This is a genomic window from Bacillus cereus group sp. MG16 (genome assembly GCF_040459875.1).
Lineage (GTDB): Bacteria > Bacillota > Bacilli > Bacillales > Bacillaceae_G > Bacillus_A > Bacillus_A paranthracis.
The window spans coordinates 492,985-515,055 of sequence record NZ_JARVHE010000001.1; the positions used below are offsets into that span (position 1 = coordinate 492,985).

Below are 22,071 nucleotides of genomic sequence, written 5' to 3' on the forward strand. Positions count from 1 at the left end.
TGTAATAGAGGCGTTTTTTTAGTATCTCAACTTCATCAATAAACTTTTAATTTCCTCATCTTCCATAAAGAGGTCATGGTGTTTTTGGGTAATCTTTGCAAGTGCAACGTCGTGATAGAAAAATTCTGTAAAGAACTTTACGAAAGGTTGTGACATTGTTTTCATCGCTTGCCATGACTCTTGCTCTACACCAGCAAATAAAATTTCACGGTCGTCAACGATGAGCAGTAAGTATCGCTCTAGCGCGTTAGGCTCTTCGGCTGGGATTAGAAAATGCATGTTTTCTAAGTCTGTTTTTACTTTTCCAACTATAAGGGATTCGGTTTTGACGCCTTGTTTTGCTTTTTCTTCTAATAAAGGAAGATATTCTAAAAGAGTATCATTCCAAGCTGAAATGCGAATTGATTCTTTTGCACTTTCGATGAGCTCTTTACTTTGAACGCGAATAGAAGATTGCATTTTTAAGCTCCACACACGGTCATCTGTAAATGATTTTTTCGATATAGTTGTCTCTAATTCTTTAATATTGGATTGAAATTCTGTTGTTAATTTTTCAATTGCTAGCTTGAGTGGTAATGCTGTATACATCTTTTTCTTCTCCGAAACAGAATCCATTACCATTCCTTTATCGATTAGACGTGCAAGCACTTCATATATTTTTGCTTTTGGCACGCCAGAATGCTTCACAATCGTTGTAGCATCTAATGGCTCGTTGCTTGATACGACAACTTCGTAAGCTTGGCTTTCATATTGTGAGAAACCGAATTTTTGTAACATAGTTACCTCCGAACGAATGAGATTATAGTTTAAGGATAATGAACTATTTGTTTTTGCACAAGTGGTAGTCAGTTTTCTAATTGTATTAAGGTGAGAATTAATTTCAATTTTTTAATTTTATCTATTATACTTAATATAATGATTAATAAGATTTGAATTCAATACGAAGGGGATGCTTGGGGGAAGATGTTAAGAAGTTTACGTTTAAAAATTGCGGTAGTATTTTCGGTACTTATTTCTATGATGTTCGTAATATTAGGTACAGCTATGTATCAATTACAGAAAGAGAAGGAAGTGCGCTCCTTAGACCAGTATTCTCAAAATACGATGGATCTTGTGACAGAGCAGTTAACTGCATTTATGCAGCGAATTGAAGAAGATATGGGTCATTATGGGAGTCATGATGATATTCAAAACATGTTACAAGATGGAGTTACTCCAGAAGAAGAGAGCTTTATTTTAAAAGAGTTTTCAAGGTTTAAAAAGAACCATCCTGATATTTTAGACGTATACATTGGAACGAAAGATAAAAAAACGTTGAGTGCAAATCTTGCTGACGGAGGAAAAGTACCAGAAGGGTATGATCCAACGAGTCGTCAGTGGTATAAAGCATCAGAATCTGATACAAAATCGATTATTTGGGGGCAACCACAATATGAAATTGCGACAGGTAAGTTAAGTATTGGGGTTTCAAAAGCTATTGTCGGACAGGATGGCTCTGTTTTAGGGGTAGTAGCAATGGATGTATCATTAGGAACAATTCAAAAGCTACTCCACAATATCCAATATAATAACGGCGGAGAAATGTTTATCGTAAATGATAAAAATATTGCCATTGTATACCCAGAGAAAGTAGGAAAAGATGTTTCAAAGGAACCACTTTTAAAAAGTTTGAATAAAGATGAAACAAAATTTGCGGTGACGACATTAGGCGGGAAAGATGTAGTAGCCTATAGTCAACTGTTTGATAAGATGAAATGGAAAATTAGGATTGTTTACCCGAAAGAAACGATTGATGGGCTATTAAATAGTACTAGAAATACAGTCATTATAATGGCATGTATTAGCTTATTCGTTGGAATCGTAGCTTCATACTTGTTTTCACGAAGATTAGCAAGACCACTGCAATTATTAACGAATCACGTTCAAAAAGTAGCAGAAGGTGATTTAACGTTGCAAATGAAAGTGACAAGTAAGGATGAAGTTGGAGAACTGACGAACCATTTTAATCATATGGTTGAACAAATGAATGAAATGGTAAGCAAAATTAAAAATAGTGTATCAACCGTGCAACAATCAACGAATAATCTACATTATTTAACGAATGAAACTGTAGCAGCTAGTAAAGAAGTGTCAGGTGCAATGGATGACGTGAGCGGAGGAGCTTCTACGCTCGCTAATAGTGTAGATGAAGTTTCAGAGCAGCTCGAGAATATGGCGCAGTCAGTGGAACAAATGAATAACTCTGTTGGTGAAATAAAAGGAGTAGCTGGCAAAGCTGAAGAGGCATCTAAGCAAGGATTAAATACGATGCGTAATTTAGTTCGTACGAGAGAACAATCCTCTTCAATTGTTGTTCATACAGAGGAAGCATCTGGAAAGCTAGAGCAAAGGGTTGGATCGATTCAAAATGTTGTAGAGCTTATAAAAGGTATTTCGGATCAAACGAATTTACTTGCTTTAAATGCTTCAATCGAGGCGGCACGTGCGGGTGAACAAGGTAAGGGCTTTGCTGTTGTTGCGGAAGAGGTTCGGAAATTAGCGGAACAATCAAAAGAAGCAACAGTAGAAATTGCGACGATGATTGGTGATGTACAAGTAGAGGTAAGACGAGTTGTAGAAGTTGTAAGTAAATTAAAAGATATTGCGGATATACAAAATAATGTTACGACAGAAGCAGAGGCGGAATTCCGCACAATTATGTCAGTTGTTAATACCATCAGTACTTCAGTGGAACAAATTGTAGAAGAGGTACATAACATCGGTCATGAGCAAGGAGAAATTACAGCGGTCATGCATACAATTGCTGGTACGAGTCAAGAAAGTGCAGCTGTTTCTGAAGAAGTAAATGCTGCAACTGAATCACAAGTGAATCATCTAGAAAAGGTAGCTCATACGATGGAAAGCTTGACGGAGCATATGAGAGACTTAGAAAGATTAGTTGAGCAGTTTAAAATAGAGGAATAACAAATTAGTAAAATGATGCGTATTTCGGTAAAATAGACAATGGATATATAAGAAGCAAGTATAGGAGGAAGACTACTATGGCAATTGTTGACGTATCGATTATTCCAGTAGGAACAGGTAATCCAAGTGTGAGTGAATATGTAGCAGAAGTACAAAAGGTGCTAGAGAAAAACTCAGATCGTGTGAAGTATCAATTAACACCAATGAATACAATTATTGAAGGAGATCTTCCTGTCATTCTAGAAGTAATTCAACAAATGCATGAAGTTCCATATGCGAAAGGTGCGCAGCGCGTTGCGACAACAATTCGTATCGATGATCGTCGTGATAAAGTAAGCACAATGGAGAAGAAATTAAACTCTGTTCGATCAAAATTATAAAGAAAAGCAGCGATCTTCGCTGCTTTTTTCATATAGGAGGTAATAAGATGAGTGAAAAGTTTAACGAACAATTTGACGGGTTGTTAGAGAAATACACGGAACTATTACTTGGAGAGAGCAATGAAGAGAGAAAAGAACAGGTACAGAAGTGGGCACTGTATTCTTACATAGCGAAGACGATGCCGGCTTTAGTGAAGCATTGGAATGAGACGTATCCCGATGCGAAAGAAGAGATGGTGCAGTTAATTACACATATTAAAAGGCTGAATGAAGAGAAGAGAAATGAGCAATAAAAAAACTTGAGGTAAATATAATCTCAAGTTTTCTGTATTAATATCCTCATATAATTTACATGGAATATAAAGGGTTTTATAGGCATGTCGAATATTTTCGGCATGCCTATTTTGTGCCTATTAAACTCTATTTTTCTAAATGTCGAAAAATATTTCAGACATATTTATAAGCGAGAATATAGGTTTTTAAATGTTTTTATAGTATTTTATAAATTATCTAAATAATTATTTGTATCCAATAATTTTAAACAATGATATAATTTCGAAGAGGGGTAAAAAACAGATAAATTAAGTCATAGGGGTGAATTACATGGAACAATTAATGCGAAATTCGTTTCTTTTCTTATCTAAGAATAAAGCGCTAACAAAACTGGCTAAAAAGTACGGTTTACGCTTTGGCGCAGGTCGCTTTGTCGCAGGGGAGACAATTGAATTAGCGACAGCAGCTATTAAACAATTAAACAAGCAAGGACTTTGCGTAACAATCGATTATTTAGGGGAATTCGTTGATAATGAAGCGGAAGCAAATGAAATGGCTAACCAATCGATTGAAGCAATCCGTGCAATTGGAAGAGAAGGTCTTGATTCGCAACTTTCTTTAAAGATGACTTCTATGGGGCTAGATATCTCTGATGAAATCGTAATGAACAATATGCGCCGCATTTTAGAAGCTGCAAAAGAAAATGGTGTGTTCGTTACAATTGATATGGAAGATTATACACGCTGCGGAAAGACAATTGATATCTTTAAACAGTTAAAGTCTGAGTACGATAATATTGGTACTGTTATTCAAGCTTACCTATATCGTACAGAAAAAGATATTGAAGACTTAAATGCTTATAATCCTAATTTACGTCTTGTAAAAGGGGCTTATAAAGAACCTGAAGAAGTGGCGTTCCCGGACAAGAAAGATGTAGATGACAATTATAAAAAGATTATTAAAATGCACTTATTAAATGGAAATTATACTGCAATTGCTTCACATGACGAAGCGATTATTGAATATACAAAAAAACTTGCCGAAGAACACAACATTCCAAGAGACCAATTTGAATTCCAGATGTTATATGGTATTCGTAATGAGCGTCAACTTGAGCTAGTAAAAGAAGGTTACAAAATGCGTGTTTACGTACCTTATGGAAACGACTGGTATGGTTACTTCATGCGTCGTCTAGCAGAGCGTCCAGCAAACGTTGCGTTCGTATTAAAAGGTATGATTAAAAAATAACCAAGGAGAAAATACTCCTTGGTTATTTTAATTGCTGAAATGCGTAATGTGCCATTTTCTTCGTATCAGGATACAGTTGCTTGCGAGTAGAAGATAATACAACATTAATGACGCGTTTACCGTCTTTCTCATCCACTGTTACGACTGTATATTTTCCGAGTGCTGATAGACCGCTTTTACTTCCAATTGCATATGGATCGTCATATAGTTCTTCTCGTCCATAGTTTGCGATGTTTGGAGAGCGTTCTGAAGTATGTAGAGTTGTACGCGTTGAATTCATATATTCTAAAACAACTGGGTATTTTAATGCTTCTTTCGTAATCATAGCAATGTCATATGGTGATACTTTGTTTCCTAATGCATCAGCACCACTTGCGTTTTTGAAAGTCGCATGCTTTGTACCGAGTTCCTTCGCTCTAGCATTCATCATTTTTACAAATTCATTTTTTGATCCTGCAATATGTTCTGCGATGGATTCAGCTATTGGGTCTGCACTAATGATAAGCATCAGTTTTAATGCCTCATCACGTTTTAACTTTTCCCCAGCACGAAGTTTAATTTTCTTACTTTGACTTTCTGTTTTAATTGCGTTCTCTGTAACTGTAATTTCCTCATCCTCTTTTACATTCTCTAGTAAAAGAAGGGTTGTCATCATTTTGGCTATACTAGCCGGATAAGAGCGTTCGTCTTCTCGTTTGCCATACAAAATTTCACCTGTGTCTGCATCAATTGTAATGCCGTATTGCCCAGTGATACTAGGTTGATCAGCTCTTACAGCTTGTTGTCTTTGTGCGTAAGAGAAGAAAATCATCCCTGTAAATAGTGTGGCAATCATTACAATCATAACTATTGTTCGTTTCATTATAATTCCCTCATTTGTTACAAGTAAATTGGGCAGAAAAAGCAGCCATTACCCATTATGCCACGTTCTCTGCCCAAAAATATAGCGTTATTTTTCGCCCATATTATGCTTCTTATATTGTTGGTTATTACCTTGACGTCCTTTTTCCACGCCTCGATCAGTTGGGCCAGCGTTTCCTGTCACACTTGCTGCGCTAATTCCAGCCTTTGAAGGGTTCTTCTTAAGTTTTGCCATATATATTCCTCCAGTTTCGTCAGATTATAAAAAGGGAAAGTGTATTTTAGTGAAGAAAATACATATATAGCATGGGCAAATAAAAGAAAAATATTTATTTCAGAAAATTTTATCAATAAATATATTGCGAAAATTTAAACAGTATCATATATTTATTAGTAGAGGCTCACTCATTGATTGCGACTTATGTCGAAAAATTGAATGAGCATTCATTCAAGAATAGGGGGAGAATTGGATGTTCCAAATTAAAAAGGCTGCTGTTCTAGGGTCAGGCGTAATGGGTTCAGGAATTGCGGCACACTTAGCTAATATTGGTATTCCGACATTATTGCTTGATATTGTACCACCTGCGCTTACGAAAGAAGAAGAAGCGAAGGGACTTACATTAGAACATAAAAGTGTGAGAAATCGTTTTAGTAATACGGCACTGCAAAAACTATTAAAGCAAAAACCAGCTCCTCTGACAGTGAAAGGAAATTTAGCACTGATTGAAGCAGGTAACTTAGAAGATGATCTTGAGCGTCTAGCTGATGTAGATTGGATTATTGAAGTAGTAGTTGAAAACTTAGATATTAAAAAGAAACTATTTGAAAAAGTAGATGCTGTTCGTAAACCGGGTTCTATCGTAAGCTCGAATACGTCAGGCATTTCAGTTGAAAAAATGGCAGAAGGTCGTTCAGACGACTTCCAGAAACACTTCTTAGGCACACACTTTTTTAACCCACCACGATATTTAAAACTTCTAGAGGTAATACCGACGAAAGAAACTGATCCACAAGTATTAAGCTTCATGAAATTATTTGGCGAAGACGTTCTTGGAAAAGGCGTTGTTATTGCAAAAGACACACCAAACTTTATTGGAAACCGCATCGGTACGTACGGTTTATTAGTAACTCTTCAAGAGATGGTAAAACGCGGCTATAGCATTGGGGAAGTTGATTCAGTAACAGGCCCACTTATTGGTCGTCCGAAGAGTGCAACGTTCCGTACATTAGATGTTGTCGGATTAGATACATTCGTACACGTTGCAAATAACGTATATGAAAACGTACAAGAAGAAGAGCGCGATGTATTTAAAGTACCAGCTTTCATGCATGACATGCTTGATAAAAAATGGCTTGGAAGCAAAACAGGTCAAGGCTTCTTCTTAAAACAAGGAAAAGAAATTTTAGAATTAAATCCAGAAACGATGGAGTACGAAGCTCGTAAAAAATTAAAAGCTGCATCGATCGAGTTAAGTAAACAAGAAAAAGATTTATCGAATAAATTGAAAGCGCTTGTATACGCGAAAGACCGCGCAGGAGAGTTGTTATGGAACATCATTACACCAACTCTTTTATACTCTGCAAAACTTCATAAAGAAATTGCTGACGATATCGTTGCAATTGACCAAGCGATGAAGTGGGGCTTCGGCTGGGAGCAAGGACCGTTTGAAGTTTGGGATGCAATTGGCGTTGAAAAGTCCGTTCAAAAGATGGAAGAAAACGGCGTAGTTGTTCCGACTTGGGTGAAAGAAATGTTAGAGAAAGGTTTCACTACTTTCTACAAACATGATAACGGAGATAGCTACTATTACGATAATGGCGAATATAAGCTAATCGAACGTAATAAAAAGGCAATTTCTCTTAAGCAATTAAAAGCGAAAAATGGTGTATTAAAGAAAAATAGCGGAGCGAGCTTAATTGATTTAGGCGACGGCATCCTTTGCTTAGAATTCCATTCGAAGAGCAATGCAATCGGTATGGATATTACGCAAATGATTAACTACGCTGTTGATGAAGTAGAAAAGAATTATAAAGGTCTTGTTATCGGTAACCAATCGAAGAACTTCTGCGTTGGTGCGAACTTAGCAATGATCTTAATGGAAGCACAAGACGACAACTACTTTGAAATTGAGTTAGTTGTGAAAAACTTCCAAGATGCAATGATGAAAATTAAATACTCTTCTAAGCCAGTTGTAGCAGCGCCATATGGTATGACGCTTGGCGGAGGTACAGAAGTTTGCTTACCAGCAGCGAGCATTCAAGCTTCTAGTGAAACGTATATGGGCTTAGTAGAAGTTGGCGTTGGCTTAATCCCTGGCGGAGGCGGTAATAAAGAGCTATACATTAAACACTTAAATAAAATGGCAAACGGCGTAGAGTTTGACCTACAAAAAGTTGCAAATAAAGTGTTCGAAACAGTCGCAATGGCGAAAGTTTCCACTTCAGGACAAGAAGCAGTTTCTCATAACTTCTTAGGTGATAAAGATGGTATTAGTGTGAATGGTGATCACTTACTATACGATGCGAAACAGAAAGCACTTGCTTTATATGAAGCTGGTTATAAAGCGCCGATTCGTAAGAAGATACCGGTTGTTGGTGAAACAGGATATGCAACTCTTGCACTTGGTGCAGAAGCAATGCATTTATCTGGTTACATTTCAGAGTACGACCTTCATATTGCGAAGAAACTTGCATATGTCATCGCAGGCGGAAAAGTGCCGTACGGAACAGAAGTTGATGAGCAGTATTTATTAGATGTAGAACGTGAAGCATTTATTAGCTTAGTAAGTGAGATGAAATCACAAGCAAGAATGCAGCACATGCTTGTAAAAGGAAAGCCATTACGTAACTAATAACGAGGGGAGATATCGTTCATGAGAGAAGCTGTCATTGTTGCGGGAGCAAGAACACCAATTGGAAAAGCAAAGAGGGGTTCATTAAAAACAGTTCGTCCTGACGATCTAGGGGCGTTAGTAGTAAAGGAAACGTTAAAGCGTGCGAATTATGAAGGACCAATCGATGATTTAATTTTCGGTTGTGCGATGCCAGAAGCAGAGCAAGGTTTAAATATGGCTCGTAATATCGGCGGATTAGCAGGACTTTCTTACGATGTTCCAGCTATTACAATTAACCGTTACTGTTCTTCAGGTTTACAAAGTATCGCTTACGGAGCAGAGCGCATTATGCTTGGTCACTCGGAAGCGGTATTATCAGGCGGAGCGGAATCAATGAGTTTAGTTCCGATGATGGGACACGTTGTTCGTCCGAATAGTCGCCTTGTAGAAGCAGCTCCAGAATATTATATGGGTATGGGACATACAGCAGAGCAAGTTGCTGTGAAATATGGAATTTCTCGTGAAGAGCAAGATGCATTTGCAGTAAGAAGTCATCAACGTGCTGCGAAAGCATTAGCTGCAGGAAACTTTGCTGATGAAACAGTATCTGTAGATGTAACGTTACGTACTGTTGGAGCAAATAACAAACTGCAAGAAGAAACAATTACTTTTGCGCAAGACGAAGGTGTAAGAGCAGAGACGACGCTAGATATTTTAGGTAAATTACGTCCAGCATTTAACGTTCGCGGTTCTGTAACAGCTGGTAACTCTTCACAAATGAGTGACGGCGCAGCATCTGTACTATTAATGGATCGTGAAAAAGCAGTGAGCGATGGCATGAAACCACTTGCGAAATTCCGTTCATTTGCAGTAGCTGGCGTACCACCAGAAGTAATGGGAATTGGCCCAATCGCTGCAATTCCAAAGGCGTTAAAATTAGCTGGCTTAGAGCTATCTGATATTGGCTTATTCGAACTAAATGAAGCATTCGCTTCTCAATCGATCCAAGTTATTCGTGAACTTGGTTTAGATGAAGAAAAAGTAAACGTAAACGGCGGTGCAATCGCACTTGGACATCCACTTGGTTGTACAGGAGCAAAACTAACACTATCTCTTATTCACGAAATGAAACGCCGCAACGAACAATTCGGTATCGTAACAATGTGTATCGGCGGCGGAATGGGAGCAGCGGGAGTGTTTGAATTACTATAAAAAAAGTGCAGGTGGCTTGCTCAGAACAGGAGGAAGAAGCGAAGCCACCGAACATTCTAGCCGCTGGAACTGGATTATAAAAAAATGGAAGTGGCTCGCTCACAACGAGACGCCGACAATGCAAAGAATGGAAGCAACAAAGGTTTATAAAAAATAAACGGGAGAGCCAGCTTCTTTCGAAATGAAAGAAGCGGCTTATGAAAATATGAAGGAGGAAATTTTCATGGAAAAAACAGTAGGAAATGCGGTTAAAGGCGGTAGCTTTTTAGTAGATGAGATTACGATTGATCAAGTGTTTACGCCAGAAGATTTTTCATCTGAGCATAAAATGATTGCAAAAACGACAGAGGACTTTATCGTAAATGAAGTTCTTCCAGAGCTTGAATATTTAGAGCAACATGAGTTTGATCGTTCTGTTCGTCTTTTAAAAGAAGCTGGGGAACTTGGTTTATTAGGCGCTGACGTACCAGAAGAGTACGGCGGAATTGGTCTTGATAAAGTAAGCTCAGCGTTAATCGCAGAGAAATTCTCTCGTGCTGGTGGCTTTGCAATTACTCACGGTGCTCACGTAGGTATCGGATCTTTACCAATCGTGTTATTCGGTAACGAAGAGCAAAAGAAAAAGTATTTACCATTACTTGCAACTGGTGAAAAATTAGCTGCATACGCATTAACAGAGCCGGGTTCAGGATCTGATGCATTAGGCGCAAAAACAACTGCACGTTTAAATGCAGAAGGTACACATTACGTATTAAACGGTGAAAAACAGTGGATTACAAATTCTGCATTCGCTGACGTATTTATTGTATATGCAAAAATCGATGGAGAGCACTTCTCAGCATTTATCGTAGAGAAAGACTACGCTGGCGTATCTACAAGCCCAGAAGAAAAGAAAATGGGTATTAAATGTTCTTCAACTCGTACGTTAATTTTGGAAGATGCGTTAGTACCGAAAGAAAACTTACTTGGTGAAATCGGTAAAGGTCATATTATCGCATTTAACATTTTAAATATCGGTCGTTATAAATTAGGTGTTGGTACAGTTGGATCTGCGAAACGTGCAGTAGAAATTTCAGCACAATATGCAAACCAACGTCAACAGTTCAAACAACCAATTGCTCGCTTCCCATTAATTCAAGAGAAACTTGCGAATATGGCAGCAAAAACATATGCAGCTGAAAGCTCTGTATATCGTACAGTAGGCTTATTCGAAAGCCGCATGAGCACATTATCTGAAGAAGAAGTAAAAGATGGTAAAGCAGTAGCAGCTTCTATCGCTGAATATGCAATCGAGTGTTCTTTAAACAAAGTATTTGGTTCTGAAGTACTAGACTATACAGTAGATGAAGGTGTTCAAATTCACGGTGGTTACGGATTTATGGCAGAGTACGAGATTGAAAGAATGTACCGCGATTCTCGTATTAACCGTATTTTCGAAGGAACGAATGAAATTAACCGTCTAATCGTACCAGGTACGTTCTTACGTAAAGCGATGAAAGGTGAATTACCACTTCTTCAAAAAGCACAAAAATTACAAGAAGAGTTAATGATGATGATGCCAGAAGAAGTAGGCGATGAGCCATTAGCACTTCAAAAATATTTAGTAAATAACGCGAAGAAAATTGGCTTAATGGTAGCTGGATTAGCTGCTCAAAAATACGGTAAAGCATTAGATAAAGAGCAAGAAATTCTTGTGAATATCGCTGACATCGTAAGCAACCTATACGCAATGGAGTCAGCTGTTCTTCGTACAGAAAAAGCAATTAAAACAACTGGTCTTGAAAAGAATAAACAAAAAGTGTTATACACTGAAGTATTCTGCCAAGAAGCATTCAACGAAATCGAAGCACATGCGAAAGAAACACTTATCGCAGTTGAAAACGGCGACATGTTACGCATGATGTTATCATCATTACGTAAATTAACTCGCCACACACCACTTAACGTAATTCCGAAGAAACGTGAAATTGCTGCGAAAATTTTAGAAGATGAGCGTTACACAGTTTAATACCTTTAAAGAACAGTAGTCGTTTATACGGCTACTGTTCTTTTTTTCTGAAAAAATAAAATTTTTAGTGGTATAAAACTAATACCATTAGTATAATAAAACTAATAGTATTAGTTTTCGTGAAAAGGGAGATGGGAATATGAGAATGATGCATGAAAAAACGGTATATCAATTGTCATTTTTACCAAGAGTGTTTCCTGTGAATTGTTACTTTGTGGAGGAAGAAGATGGTTTAACTTTAATTGATGCTGCTTTACCATATAGCGCAAAAGGAATTTTACAGGCGGCTGAGAAAATAGGAAAACCAATTACGAATATTGTATTAACACATGCGCATGATGATCACATCGGTGCATTAGACACATTAAAGGAAGTACTTCCTTATGTTCCAGTCTACATTTCTAAGCGGGACGCAAAGCTGTTAGAAGGAGATACGACGTTACAAAAGGATGAACCAAATACGCCAATAAAAGGCGGTGTACCTAAAAAGATAAAAACGGTACCTGATATTTTATTAGAAGATGGTGACCGAGTTGGATCGCTGCTTGCTATTATGACACCGGGACATACACCGGGCTCCATGTCGTTTCTTGATATAAGAAATAAAGCTCTTATTGTTGGGGATGCATTTCAAACAAGAGGAGGTACGGCTGTTTCAGGACAAATGAAATTTTGGTTTCCGTTTCCTGCGATGGCAACGTGGAGTAAAGAAATGTCATTACAAAGTGCAGAGAAGTTAAGAGAATATGAGCCGTCCTTGCTTGCGGCAGGGCATGGGAAAATGATAAACGATCCAGGGGCTGTCATAGAGCTTGCTATTAAGGAAGCTAAGCGAAATATAGAAAGTAGAAAAGAGGGTTAATTTATGTCACCAAGAATCGGACTTACATTACAGAAAATTGTAGAAACAGCAGCAGAAATTGCAGATACAAATGGAATACAAGAAGTAACGTTAGCTTCATTAGCGCAAACATTAGGGGTACGTTCACCTTCGCTATACAATCATGTGAAAGGCTTACAAGATGTACGGAAACATCTTGGTATTTACGGAATCAAGCAGCTGTATAACAAACTGGAAGAAGCGGCCGAGGGTAAACGGATGGATGAAGCAATTCATGCTTTAGGAGAAGCATATGTAGCATTCGTACGCAAACATCCTGGACTATATGAAGCAACCTTTTTACGAGATGAAGAAGTAAGAAAAGCAGGTGACGGGATTGTAAAGCTTTGTCTTCAAGTTTTACAACAGTACGGCTTAGAAGGGGAAAATGCACTTCATGCGACACGTGGATTCAGAAGTATTTGTCATGGATTTGCGTCGATTGAACAGCAGGGCGGATTTGGTTTGCCGTTAGATTTGGATATAAGTTTACATGTATTGTTGGAAATGTTTATTAAAGGATTACGTGGAATGAGAGAGTGAATAAGAGGAGAAAAACATGAATTTGTCGCTGAGCATGCTTTTTATATAGTAGGCTTTGATTTGCTGGAGGGACAATGACAAAAGGATGTGAAGTGAAATGTTTGCAGGACATTTTGGCTTAGCGGCAGTAGTAAAAGTCAAATCACCTAAACTACCACTTTGGGCTCTTATGGTAAGCTCACAATTGTTGGATATCATTTTTTTGCCGCTGTATATTTTAGAAGTAGAGACAATTGAACCTATTAATAGGAATAGTTATGGTGAGGCAATCATTCATGCGGATTACACACATTCTTTAATAGGAGCACTGTTTATTGCTTTTGTTGCAGGAATAGTGGGGAAAAGGTTTTGGGGAAAGCGGAGTGGTTTTGTTATAGAGGCTGTAGTTTTTAGTCATTGGATTTTAGATTTACTTGTGCACCGTGCTGATTTGCCGTTACTTCCGGGCAATTACGGGGATTTACCTATGCTTGGTTTTGGATTGTGGAGATTACCGGCTATTAGTATCATATTGGAATGTATTCTTATTGCGATAGGAGGTATATTATACTTCCGTTTTATCGTTTCAAGTGCGGGCGCACAAAAGAAGTTTATAGCACGAGTGACCGGCGGATTGGTAGTTATATTATTAATTCTTTCGTTACTTATCAGTATAGTGTCTTGAATATGGATAGCCGGAAACCTTAGAAGTGATTCTAAGGTTTTTTAGTGCATATGAGTCCAAAAGAATGGCAGGTGGGGTTAGTTATCTTTTTAATTGGGAATCTATATTCGTTAACAGGCAAACAGTATAAATTAGCAAATGCATTTTTATTAGCAGGAGTACTTTGTTCTTATGCTTTAACTATCGTAATTTTGAAAAGAAGATATTAGATGAGAAAGAGCCTCTAGTGGTTTAGAGGCTCTTTCTTGTTAAAGGATATTATTTAGCAGGTTTGAAAAAGGTGTATATGGCTAAGAAAAAGCAAACGAAACTGAATGCAATAGGATCTTGATATGGACTAGGCTCAGAGCCCTTCTGGATTTCTGTCAGGAAGTCGTGAGTTTTCATGTTCATTGCTCCTTTAACTAATAAGTTTTATATGATGCGAGGGTTACGGTGGATAGAAAGTGTTTTTGGAAATTTCATATAATAATTATTGCATAGCAATCCTATTCCTAAAACTATAAAATATAAAGTTTTCATAATATGTAAAATTGCATATTATTCTTTTTGTAAATTTTGTTATATTATCTTTATATTTAAATTAAAGGATTTTAATGAGATAAATGAGAATAACTGGAGGGATACTGTGAGTAAAACAGTGTTAGAAGCGTATAGTGTGGAAAGAAAAATCGAGAATATAACATATAAAAATCTATTTGTAATGATAGCGATGATTATAGGGATTTCACTCCTAGGAGGATTATTTCTTGGTTTAGCCTTTGGGATTTATGGAGAAGAAGCATTAAGTACTAAATTAGAAGGATATTATTTACTCTTATTCGATGCAGCTGTTGTTGCTATCGTTTTATTAGCTTATAAACCGGTTCTTCATTTTATTAAATCTATTTGGGATTTATCCGTTTTGAAGAGTGGGAAGACATATTTATATCTATTAATTGGTTTTATTATCATTGCAGTATCACAATATTTAATGTTACATGTATTTAGTTTTGAAAGTGCAGTAGAACAAAAGGAACAATTAGGGAGTTTAGGGCTTCAAAATAGCATACAAAGTATTATATATGTGTTAAGTATTGCTATCATTACACCGGTTAAAGAAGAAATTCTATTTCGAGGTATTTTATATCGATTTTTAGAAAAGAGATATAATTTTTTAGTTAGTATCATGATTTCTTCCTTCGTTTTTGGAATTCTTCATGGAGGTCTTCTAATTACGGCAACGATTATGGGAATGGTATTTGCAATGTTATACAAAAAGACACAATCTATTATACCTAGTATTATTTTACATATTGTATGGAACTTACTTGTGAGTATAAGTATGATTGTATCTCTATAAAAATAAATACATAACCAGTATAAAAGATGAATGGCTTAGCTATTCATCTTTTATTTTGTATGCACGTGAAAAAGTTAATTTATGTATACAATCAAAAAATAGCTAAATACTAACAGTGAACGAATAAAGAAAGGTAGGAGTATTCTATGCAAAATTTAACAGAGCTTGAAGTAGAAAACTTACGTCATTTAATTGGTGGACACGCAACAATTATTAACAAGTTGGAGCAGTATGCACAGACATGTACAGATCCACAACTGAAACAAATGCTACAAAAAGATGCGCAAGATGCACGAAATACGAAACAACAATTAATGACTTTCTTAGGATAGGAGGAAGCGAAAGATGAATGAAAAAGATATGGTAAATGATTATTTAGCAGGATTAAATGCAAGTTTAACAAGTTATGCAAATTATATTGCTCAGTCTGATAATGAACAGTTACACCAAACGTTAATTCAAATTCGTAATCAAGATGAAATGCGCCAACGTAATATGTATGAGTACGCAAAGCAAAAGAGTTATTACAAACCGGCAGCACCTGCAAATCCGATGATTGTACAACAATTAAAAAGCCAATTAAGTGCGGAATAACAGGAAAAAGAAAACGAGCGAATCTATTCGCTCGTTTTCTTTTTGTATATGTCAATAAATACATAATAAATATTTTTCCAGTTGTAACAAATATGACGAAAATGGAATATAACAATTCACAAAAAGGACAAAACTTTGCTCAATATTTCACAAAGTATCCATGGTTTCTATCGTGGGAACCTCTATAATTAGGAGTGTAAGGAACAAAAGAAATAGATTATATGATCAATTAGGAGAGATTGCTATGAAAAGACATACAAGAAAAATTGCAATTATCGGTACTGGATTAGTTGGATCAAGTTGTGCATATTCCATTGTGAATCAAGGCATTTGCGAAGAGCTATTATTAATTGATATAAATCATGAACGTGCAGTTGGGGAAGCAATGGATTTATCACACTGCATTAACTTTACAAATACAAGAACAAAAGTATATGCAGGAAGCTATGAAGACTGCAAAGATATGGACATCGTTATTATTACAGCAGGACCAGCACCAAAACCAGGACAAAGTCGCTTAGATACTTTAGGAGCGAGTGCGAAGATTATGGAAAGTGTTGTTGGCGGCGTAATGGAAAGTGGATTTGATGGTATTTTCTTACTTGCATCAAACCCAGTTGATATTATTACATATCAAGTGTGGAAATTATCTGGATTACCTAGAAATCGTGTGATCGGTACTGGTACATCACTAGATTCTTCTCGCTTACGAACAATTTTATCTGAAATGTTACATGTAGATCCTCGTAGTATTCATGGGTATTCATTAGGAGAACATGGTGATTCTCAAATGGTTGCTTGGTCACACGTAACTGTTGGTGGAAAACCAATTCTGCAAATATTAGAAGAACAAAAAGAACGATTTGGTGAAATAGATTTAGATGAAATCGTTGAGAAGACTGCAAAAGCCGGATGGGAAATTTATAAACGAAAAGGTACTACTTATTACGGAATCGGAAATTCTCTAGCATATATTGCAAACTCAATCTTTAACGATGATCACCGTGTAATTGCTGTATCAGCCATTTTAGATGGTGAGTATGGTGAATATGATATTTGTACAGGAGTACCAGCTATTATTACTAGAGATGGTATAAGAGAAATTGTAGAACTAAATTTAACAGAGGATGAAGAATCTCGATTCGCAAAATCAAACGATATTTTACGTGATTATATGAAGACAATTGGCTACTAACTTATAGGAGAAGGTGAAACAAATGAAGGAATATATAATGTCTCGTGTATTTAAAGCATCAGCTGGAATCGCACAAGGTATTTTCGTATCCCTTGGAATTGGTTTACTAATCGAAAATATAGGAAGAATTGTTGATATTCCGTTGCTTATTACAATCGGAGTTGTTGCAAAATCACTTATGGCACCAGCAATTGGTGCCGGAATTGCTTTTATGCTTGGTGCGAACGGTCTTGTAATCTTCTCAGCTATGGTAGCTGGAGCAATTGGTGCCGGATCCATTTCAATTACTGAAGCAGGTCTAATTATTAAAACAGGTGAGCCAATCGGTGCATTATTAACAGCGACTTTAGCTGTATATATTGGTAAACGTTTAAGTGGAAAAACTGCGTTAGATATGATGCTCGTTCCATTTGCGGCAATATTAGGTTCTGGTTTAGTCGGCATTTGGTTATCTCATAATATTACTCCTGTTTTAAATGCAGTTGGAGCATTCATTAAAGATAGTTCAGCTGGTAGCCCGTTTATCGCTTCTATCGTCATTGCAGTCGTTTGGGGACTATTACTTATCTCACCAGCTTCATCAGCTGCGTTAGCGATCGCACTTAGCTTAGACGGTGTTGCAGGTGGTGCTGCTCTTGCAGGCTGCGTTGCTCAGTTTATCGGATTCTCTGTCATCTCAGCGAAAGAAAATAATTTAGGTGGCATATTAGCTCAAGCACTTTGTACTCCGAAAGTACAGTTGCCAAATATTACTAAAAATCCAATGATTCTCGTCCCAACTGTCGTCGCCAGTGCAATAGTTGGTCCAGTATCCGCATTAATTTTCCAACTGGAAGCAGGAAAAGAAATTGCAGGTCTTGGATTAAGTTCTCTTATCGCACCAATTAATTTAATTTCCAGCGAAGGATGGGAAGTTGTCCCAGCGATGGTAATCACTTATATCGTCATTCCAGTAGCTGTTTCTTATATACTTTACATTGCTCTTAAAAAAGCAGGTCGTATTCACTCTGGTGATATGACTGTACCGCAATCTTAACTTAAAAATCTCCTTTTATATAGAGAAAAGCAGACTGAGAAGCCACAGTCTGCTTTTTACATTTTATGATTTTGTTTTACTGGAACACGTACGGTTTCTTTTGCTAATAAAAGCTGAACGCCGAAGTAGAGTATGCTTGCAAGAGTCATTCCAGAAATGGCGTCTACAAATGCATGTTGCTTCGTAAATAGTGTTGATAAAATAATAAGCGTACCGAAGAAGGTAAGAATGTAATATTCAAAAGCATGCTGTTCTCTACGTTTAAAGGCAGCTAGCATAATGACAAATGTAGTAAGAACATGAATGCTAGGGAAACAATTTACTGGTTGATCGATACTATAAATATAGCGGACTAATTCGGAAAATACGTCTGTTCCAACGACTGTTGGACGTGGTACAGTTGTCTGCCAAAAGTAATAAATGGAAAAACAAGCAAGTTTTCCAAGAATGATACTACTTAAAGTGACATAATATTGTTTTCGATCTGCAAAGCAGTAATAAATAAGTGCGCCGTATAAGTAAGGAAACCAAATTAAATAAGGAATAATAAATGCTTTCACAAATGGAATCCAATCATCTACTACAGTTGTGACATCTACTGCGTGTACAGTCGATTTATTTAATACATCGTAAAGGGGACTTACGAGTACGAGTAGAAGTATATAACTTAACGGAAGAAAAGATGAAAGTTTAAATTTCTTCATGATAATCTCCTATGTTTAGTAATGTAAGTAAATTCAATTGATTATAATATAGAAACGTAATTTGGGCTATCGATTTTGCTTACATTTTCTTGAATGAACCTTACGTTTTTGTCACTTGACTGAAAAGAAGGGGAGGGTGCTGAATGAAGCGTTTATCGTATTTCTTAGTTTTTATATTCATATGCCTAGCGAGTGCTGGGTGTGCAAAGGATAAAGAAGGAGAGAAATTAGAATATAACGGAAGAGCACTCGTAATTGGAGTTGTTGGAGAAAAACCGAAAGATACGTTTAGGAATGTAAAGTTTGAGGAAATAAAGTTAGAGGAACTGGAAAAGAAATCTAAGGAAGTAGATGGTTTTCTAATAATGAAAGATCACTTTCAAGAAGCCTCAACAGAGCAATATAAAAATGTATTTTCATCACTAAAGAAACCAGTATTTTTTATCGGTTTACAAGATAAATCATATTCGATTTTTATTACAAAAGGGATAGAATATAACAGTGCCCGAAAAGATGTAAATGCGATGTATACGCAAGGGTTTGCAAATATCAGAAGTGGTGAAGGACAACAATGGGCAGTTGGTTTATCTAATGGCGGAAATACAGAAGAAAGTATTCATAATATGTATATCGTTGTATTTCAAACAATTGCAGATTATTTAAGTCGATGATGAAGGAGCCTGAAAAAGGCCCTTTTTTATTTTTAATCAAACGTTTGTTTAAGATGTATGTTCGGTAGGAAGAAATTGATGTAGCTAAAGGGTGAACAAGGGAAAATAGGAATTTAATCAAACGTTTGTTTAACATATATGTTCGGTAGAAAGAAAACGATGTAGCTAAAAGAGTGAACAAAGAAAAATAGGGAGTTAATCAAACGTTTGTTTAACATATATGTTCGATACAGAATGAGAGAAAAATCTAAAAAAATATATATTTATTTTTTCTTAACAAATGGCGGAAAAATAAGAAAAATTTGCAGGATTATTAAAAATTATCACGAAATAAGTAAAAGTTTAGCGAATAATCGTTTGAAATAATAAAACGTTTTCTATATGATAAAGGTAAAGGTTAGTAAAAAAGTAGGTGAATTTATGACAGTAACATTTTATTCATATCCAAAGTGTGGCACATGTCAAAAAGCAAAGAAATGGTTTGAGGCAAACGATGTAGCATATGAGATGATTCATATTGTTGAAAATCCACCATCAAAAGAAGATTTACGTAATTTACATGAAAAAAGTGAATTACCATTAAAAAAATTCTTTAATACAAGTGGAATGCGTTACCGTGAACTTGGTCTGAAAGATAAGTTAAAAGATGCAAGTGAAGACGAAATGTACGAGCTTTTAGCATCTGATGGCATGTTGATTAAACGTCCAATTGTAACAGATGGAACGAAGGTAACACTTGGTTTTAACGAAGAGCAGTTTGAAAGTGTGTGGAAAAAGTACCAATAAGGTATTTTTACATAATTAATACATTCACTGGAGGTACAGTCATGAGCATTCCAAATAATTTACGTTACTCTGAAGAACACGAATGGGTAAAAACTGAAGGTAATGAAGTTGTTATCGGTATTACTCACTTTGCACAAAGTGAGCTAGGCGATATCGTATTCGTTGAACTTCCAGAAGTAGGTGCAACAATCGAAGCTGACGAGCCATTCGGAAGCGTAGAATCTGTTAAAACAGTTTCTGAATTATACGCACCTGTAAGCGGTAAAGTTGTAGCAGTAAACGAAGAATTAAGTGACCAACCAGAACTTGTTAACGAATCTCCATACGAGGGTGCATGGATGGTTAAAGTTGAACTTTCTGATGCAAGCCAAGTTGAGAAGTTATTAACTGCTGAAAAATATGCAGAAATGACAAACCAAGACTAATTATAGTCGACTGAAGGACAGCCTTTGTGCTGTCCTTTTTTATTTTATGTAAAATAATGAACGTAGAATCATATACTAATTATCGTGTGGAAGAACGTTTTTTGAAAAAATTTTTTTGTTTTTTTATTGTCTAGCTCCAGTGGCTAGATTGTTCGGTGGCTGCGCTTCTTCCTGCAAGGCAAAAGGCGCCTCTAGTTCAGGAGTTCGGGTGTCCTCCTGTTCTGAACGAGCCGCTTGCGCTTCCTAGCCCTTCATGTCTAAGAACCTTCTGCACGAGAAGACAAAAAGCGTCTTCTGTGCGAAAGAACCTTAGCCAACAGGGCTAAACAGTCGGTTCCGCTTTTCTTTATTGTCTAGCTCCAACGGCTAGATTGTTCGGTGGCTTCACTTCTTCCTGCAAGGCAAAAATCGCCTTTGCGTCAGAAGCTCCATCCCCCTCACAATCTAAACGAGCCGTTTGCGCTTTTTATTATGATCCAGCTCCAGCGGCTAGAACAGTCGGTCATTTCACTCCTTCACTTGAGGCAAAAGGCGCCTCTAGTTCAGGAGTTCCAATGTCCTCCTGTTCTGAACGAGCCGCTTGCGCTTTTCTTTTGCAAAAATAAACAGGAAACAACATGAAAATAACGAATATACTATATACTAAGTTAAAGGTTGTATAGTATATGGTGATCGGGTGATGACATATGATTTATGTAGAAAAAGTCATTATTGTAGAAGGTACATCAGATAGAAGAAAGATTGAATCTATTATTCGGGAACCGGTGGAAATTGTTTGTACAAATGGTACAATTGGTTTGTCGAAAATGGATGAGCTCGTTGATCAGTTTTTTGATAAGGAAGTGTATGTGCTAGTGGATGCTGATGATGCTGGAGAAAAGTTAAGGAAACAGTTTCGAAAAGAATTTCCGCAAGCAGAGCATATTTATATTGATCGCTCGTACCGGGAAGTGGCAACAGCGCCATCTTCACACTTAGCAAATGTATTATGGGGAGCTGACATTGACGTTTATACAGAATATTTACGGTAAGGAATGATAGAAGTGATTGATTGGACAGGAGCCGAAGCTACAGCCCTAATAGAGAACGAAGAAAAAACAGTGTTATATGTATATACTCCAATGTGTGGAACATGCCAATTAGCAAAAAAGATGTTAACAGTCGTTGAGATGACAATTGAAGATTTGAAAATTGGGATGTTAGATTTAAATTATGCCCCGCATTTCGCGAAAGAGTATGGGATTGAAAGTGTACCTTGTTTACTTGTTTTTGAAAATGGGACACTCATGAAGAAGATATATGCATTTCATTCGGTTGAATATTTATATACGGAATTAAAGTAGGCGGCAAAGTTTTTGCCGCCTCGACATATTTCTTGGGAAATATGTCGAGATGCAGGGTGGTTACAGTATTTGTCGAGCGAAAGTAACAGGATTGCTCTTTAGTAAGAG

Annotated in this window: 25 protein-coding genes; 21 read left to right on the forward strand and 4 right to left on the reverse strand. The window is 36.8% G+C overall.

Annotated elements, in window-relative coordinates:
- Nucleotides 1-18 precede the first annotated feature (18 nt).
- Nucleotides 19-777 carry a TrmB family transcriptional regulator gene (locus tag QCI73_RS02415; protein WP_000939492.1) on the reverse strand — a complete coding sequence of 253 codons (759 nt, stop codon included), beginning with the start codon at nucleotides 775-777 and terminating at the stop codon, nucleotides 19-21.
- A gap of 186 nt (nucleotides 778-963) precedes the next feature.
- Between QCI73_RS02415 and QCI73_RS02420 the strand changes: the two genes are divergently transcribed.
- The 4 genes from QCI73_RS02420 to QCI73_RS02435 all read left to right on the forward strand — a co-directional run bounded on the left by QCI73_RS02420 (nucleotide 964) and on the right by QCI73_RS02435 (nucleotide 4,865).
- Nucleotides 964-2,964, forward strand: a complete 2,001-nt coding sequence (locus QCI73_RS02420) for a methyl-accepting chemotaxis protein (RefSeq protein WP_353822447.1) — start codon at nucleotides 964-966, stop codon at nucleotides 2,962-2,964.
- 77 nt (nucleotides 2,965-3,041) lie between these two features.
- Entirely contained in the window at nucleotides 3,042-3,344 is a 303-nt protein-coding gene (locus QCI73_RS02425; protein WP_001018866.1) for an MTH1187 family thiamine-binding protein, read from the forward strand.
- A 47-nt stretch (nucleotides 3,345-3,391) separates the two neighbouring features.
- Entirely contained in the window at nucleotides 3,392-3,637 is a 246-nt protein-coding gene (locus tag QCI73_RS02430; protein WP_001290596.1) for a YusU family protein, read from the forward strand.
- Nucleotides 3,638-3,947: 310 nt separating this feature from the next.
- On the forward strand, nucleotides 3,948-4,865 hold the full coding sequence (locus QCI73_RS02435; protein ID WP_049110960.1) for a proline dehydrogenase family protein: 918 nt from the start codon (nucleotides 3,948-3,950) through the stop codon (nucleotides 4,863-4,865).
- A 22-nt stretch (nucleotides 4,866-4,887) separates the two neighbouring features.
- On the opposite strand, the gene QCI73_RS02440 is transcribed toward QCI73_RS02435, so the two are convergent.
- Both QCI73_RS02440 and QCI73_RS02445 read right to left on the reverse strand, forming a co-directional pair.
- Entirely contained in the window at nucleotides 4,888-5,727 is an 840-nt protein-coding gene (locus tag QCI73_RS02440; protein ID WP_000831474.1) for a D-alanyl-D-alanine carboxypeptidase family protein, read from the reverse strand.
- A gap of 87 nt (nucleotides 5,728-5,814) precedes the next feature.
- On the reverse strand, nucleotides 5,815-5,961 hold the full coding sequence (locus tag QCI73_RS02445; RefSeq protein ID WP_001096347.1) for a YuzL family protein: 147 nt from the start codon (nucleotides 5,959-5,961) through the stop codon (nucleotides 5,815-5,817).
- Between the two features lie 235 nt (nucleotides 5,962-6,196).
- Between QCI73_RS02445 and QCI73_RS02450 the strand changes: the two genes are divergently transcribed.
- From QCI73_RS02450 to QCI73_RS02505, 12 genes are all read left to right on the forward strand, one after another.
- Complete coding sequence (locus QCI73_RS02450; RefSeq protein WP_353822448.1) at nucleotides 6,197-8,578, forward strand: 3-hydroxyacyl-CoA dehydrogenase/enoyl-CoA hydratase family protein; 2,382 nt, start codon at nucleotides 6,197-6,199, stop codon at nucleotides 8,576-8,578.
- Between the two features lie 21 nt (nucleotides 8,579-8,599).
- Nucleotides 8,600-9,772, forward strand: coding sequence for an acetyl-CoA C-acetyltransferase (locus QCI73_RS02455; RefSeq protein ID WP_001206335.1), 1,173 nt, complete (start codon nucleotides 8,600-8,602; stop codon nucleotides 9,770-9,772).
- Nucleotides 9,759-9,929 (forward strand): hypothetical protein, encoded by a 171-nt coding sequence (locus QCI73_RS02460; RefSeq protein WP_353822449.1) that lies wholly within the window; start codon nucleotides 9,759-9,761, stop codon nucleotides 9,927-9,929. The genes QCI73_RS02455 and QCI73_RS02460 overlap by 14 nt, the downstream gene beginning before the upstream one ends.
- A 66-nt stretch (nucleotides 9,930-9,995) precedes the next feature.
- Nucleotides 9,996-11,780, forward strand: coding sequence for an acyl-CoA dehydrogenase family protein (locus QCI73_RS02465; RefSeq protein ID WP_000416279.1), 1,785 nt, complete (start codon nucleotides 9,996-9,998; stop codon nucleotides 11,778-11,780).
- Between the two features lie 139 nt (nucleotides 11,781-11,919).
- Complete coding sequence (locus QCI73_RS02470; RefSeq protein ID WP_327922687.1) at nucleotides 11,920-12,642, forward strand: MBL fold metallo-hydrolase; 723 nt, start codon at nucleotides 11,920-11,922, stop codon at nucleotides 12,640-12,642.
- Between the two features lie 3 nt (nucleotides 12,643-12,645).
- A complete protein-coding gene (locus QCI73_RS02475) occupies nucleotides 12,646-13,203 on the forward strand; it encodes a TetR/AcrR family transcriptional regulator (protein WP_049110970.1) in 558 nt (185 codons plus the stop codon).
- Between the two features lie 97 nt (nucleotides 13,204-13,300).
- A complete protein-coding gene (locus QCI73_RS02480) occupies nucleotides 13,301-13,867 on the forward strand; it encodes a permease (RefSeq protein ID WP_353822451.1) in 567 nt (188 codons plus the stop codon).
- A 628-nt stretch (nucleotides 13,868-14,495) separates the two neighbouring features.
- Nucleotides 14,496-15,209, forward strand: a complete 714-nt coding sequence (locus QCI73_RS02485) for a CPBP family intramembrane glutamic endopeptidase (protein ID WP_353822452.1) — start codon at nucleotides 14,496-14,498, stop codon at nucleotides 15,207-15,209.
- A gap of 146 nt (nucleotides 15,210-15,355) precedes the next feature.
- Nucleotides 15,356-15,541 (forward strand): hypothetical protein, encoded by a 186-nt coding sequence (locus tag QCI73_RS02490; RefSeq protein ID WP_001180555.1) that lies wholly within the window; start codon nucleotides 15,356-15,358, stop codon nucleotides 15,539-15,541.
- Nucleotides 15,542-15,554: 13 nt separating this feature from the next.
- On the forward strand, nucleotides 15,555-15,803 hold the full coding sequence (locus tag QCI73_RS02495; protein WP_001002987.1) for a spore coat protein: 249 nt from the start codon (nucleotides 15,555-15,557) through the stop codon (nucleotides 15,801-15,803).
- A 244-nt stretch (nucleotides 15,804-16,047) separates the two neighbouring features.
- Nucleotides 16,048-16,998: an L-lactate dehydrogenase gene (locus QCI73_RS02500; protein ID WP_000820657.1), complete on the forward strand. Its 951-nt coding sequence runs from the start codon at nucleotides 16,048-16,050 to the stop codon at nucleotides 16,996-16,998.
- Between the two features lie 22 nt (nucleotides 16,999-17,020).
- Complete coding sequence (locus QCI73_RS02505) at nucleotides 17,021-18,034, forward strand: PTS sugar transporter subunit IIC (RefSeq protein WP_000666170.1); 1,014 nt, start codon at nucleotides 17,021-17,023, stop codon at nucleotides 18,032-18,034.
- Between the two features lie 56 nt (nucleotides 18,035-18,090).
- Here QCI73_RS02505 and QCI73_RS02510 read toward each other — a convergent pair whose 3' ends face one another.
- A complete protein-coding gene (locus QCI73_RS02510; RefSeq protein WP_000713755.1) occupies nucleotides 18,091-18,738 on the reverse strand; it encodes a phosphatase PAP2 family protein in 648 nt (215 codons plus the stop codon).
- Between the two features lie 143 nt (nucleotides 18,739-18,881).
- Here QCI73_RS02510 and QCI73_RS02515 point away from each other — a divergent pair, with 143 nt between their 5' ends.
- The 5 genes from QCI73_RS02515 to QCI73_RS02535 all read left to right on the forward strand — a co-directional run bounded on the left by QCI73_RS02515 (nucleotide 18,882) and on the right by QCI73_RS02535 (nucleotide 21,963).
- Nucleotides 18,882-19,409: a hypothetical protein gene (locus tag QCI73_RS02515; RefSeq protein WP_353822453.1), complete on the forward strand. Its 528-nt coding sequence runs from the start codon at nucleotides 18,882-18,884 to the stop codon at nucleotides 19,407-19,409.
- Between the two features lie 420 nt (nucleotides 19,410-19,829).
- Entirely contained in the window at nucleotides 19,830-20,195 is a 366-nt protein-coding gene (locus QCI73_RS02520; RefSeq protein ID WP_000218967.1) for an arsenate reductase family protein, read from the forward strand.
- 41 nt (nucleotides 20,196-20,236) lie between these two features.
- A complete protein-coding gene (gcvH, locus tag QCI73_RS02525) occupies nucleotides 20,237-20,620 on the forward strand; it encodes a glycine cleavage system protein GcvH (protein WP_000026900.1) in 384 nt (127 codons plus the stop codon).
- A 686-nt stretch (nucleotides 20,621-21,306) separates the two neighbouring features.
- Nucleotides 21,307-21,651: a toprim domain-containing protein gene (locus QCI73_RS02530; RefSeq protein ID WP_000640869.1), complete on the forward strand. Its 345-nt coding sequence runs from the start codon at nucleotides 21,307-21,309 to the stop codon at nucleotides 21,649-21,651.
- 3 nt (nucleotides 21,652-21,654) lie between these two features.
- On the forward strand, nucleotides 21,655-21,963 hold the full coding sequence (locus tag QCI73_RS02535; RefSeq protein ID WP_001998544.1) for a thioredoxin family protein: 309 nt from the start codon (nucleotides 21,655-21,657) through the stop codon (nucleotides 21,961-21,963).
- The last annotated feature ends 108 nt before the right edge of the window (nucleotides 21,964-22,071 follow it).

What these genes read in the sequence shown, in the direction of transcription:
- QCI73_RS02415 (WP_000939492.1), bottom strand. Translation starts at nt 777, where the DNA reads ATGTTACAAAAATTCGGTTTCTCACAATATGAAAGCCAAGCTTACGAA.
- QCI73_RS02420 (WP_353822447.1), top strand. Translation starts at nt 964, where the DNA reads ATGTTAAGAAGTTTACGTTTAAAAATTGCGGTAGTATTTTCGGTACTT.
- QCI73_RS02425 (WP_001018866.1), top strand. Translation starts at nt 3,042, where the DNA reads ATGGCAATTGTTGACGTATCGATTATTCCAGTAGGAACAGGTAATCCA.
- QCI73_RS02430 (WP_001290596.1), top strand. Translation starts at nt 3,392, where the DNA reads ATGAGTGAAAAGTTTAACGAACAATTTGACGGGTTGTTAGAGAAATAC.
- QCI73_RS02435 (WP_049110960.1), top strand. Translation starts at nt 3,948, where the DNA reads ATGGAACAATTAATGCGAAATTCGTTTCTTTTCTTATCTAAGAATAAA.
- QCI73_RS02440 (WP_000831474.1), bottom strand. Translation starts at nt 5,727, where the DNA reads ATGAAACGAACAATAGTTATGATTGTAATGATTGCCACACTATTTACA.
- QCI73_RS02445 (WP_001096347.1), bottom strand. Translation starts at nt 5,961, where the DNA reads ATGGCAAAACTTAAGAAGAACCCTTCAAAGGCTGGAATTAGCGCAGCA.
- QCI73_RS02450 (WP_353822448.1), top strand. Translation starts at nt 6,197, where the DNA reads ATGTTCCAAATTAAAAAGGCTGCTGTTCTAGGGTCAGGCGTAATGGGT.
- QCI73_RS02455 (WP_001206335.1), top strand. Translation starts at nt 8,600, where the DNA reads ATGAGAGAAGCTGTCATTGTTGCGGGAGCAAGAACACCAATTGGAAAA.
- QCI73_RS02465 (WP_000416279.1), top strand. Translation starts at nt 9,996, where the DNA reads ATGGAAAAAACAGTAGGAAATGCGGTTAAAGGCGGTAGCTTTTTAGTA.
- QCI73_RS02470 (WP_327922687.1), top strand. Translation starts at nt 11,920, where the DNA reads ATGAGAATGATGCATGAAAAAACGGTATATCAATTGTCATTTTTACCA.
- QCI73_RS02475 (WP_049110970.1), top strand. Translation starts at nt 12,646, where the DNA reads ATGTCACCAAGAATCGGACTTACATTACAGAAAATTGTAGAAACAGCA.
- QCI73_RS02480 (WP_353822451.1), top strand. Translation starts at nt 13,301, where the DNA reads ATGTTTGCAGGACATTTTGGCTTAGCGGCAGTAGTAAAAGTCAAATCA.
- QCI73_RS02490 (WP_001180555.1), top strand. Translation starts at nt 15,356, where the DNA reads ATGCAAAATTTAACAGAGCTTGAAGTAGAAAACTTACGTCATTTAATT.
- QCI73_RS02495 (WP_001002987.1), top strand. Translation starts at nt 15,555, where the DNA reads ATGAATGAAAAAGATATGGTAAATGATTATTTAGCAGGATTAAATGCA.
- QCI73_RS02500 (WP_000820657.1), top strand. Translation starts at nt 16,048, where the DNA reads ATGAAAAGACATACAAGAAAAATTGCAATTATCGGTACTGGATTAGTT.
- QCI73_RS02505 (WP_000666170.1), top strand. Translation starts at nt 17,021, where the DNA reads ATGAAGGAATATATAATGTCTCGTGTATTTAAAGCATCAGCTGGAATC.
- QCI73_RS02510 (WP_000713755.1), bottom strand. Translation starts at nt 18,738, where the DNA reads ATGAAGAAATTTAAACTTTCATCTTTTCTTCCGTTAAGTTATATACTT.
- QCI73_RS02515 (WP_353822453.1), top strand. Translation starts at nt 18,882, where the DNA reads ATGAAGCGTTTATCGTATTTCTTAGTTTTTATATTCATATGCCTAGCG.
- QCI73_RS02520 (WP_000218967.1), top strand. Translation starts at nt 19,830, where the DNA reads ATGACAGTAACATTTTATTCATATCCAAAGTGTGGCACATGTCAAAAA.
- gcvH (WP_000026900.1), top strand. Translation starts at nt 20,237, where the DNA reads ATGAGCATTCCAAATAATTTACGTTACTCTGAAGAACACGAATGGGTA.
- QCI73_RS02530 (WP_000640869.1), top strand. Translation starts at nt 21,307, where the DNA reads ATGATTTATGTAGAAAAAGTCATTATTGTAGAAGGTACATCAGATAGA.
- QCI73_RS02535 (WP_001998544.1), top strand. Translation starts at nt 21,655, where the DNA reads ATGATAGAAGTGATTGATTGGACAGGAGCCGAAGCTACAGCCCTAATA.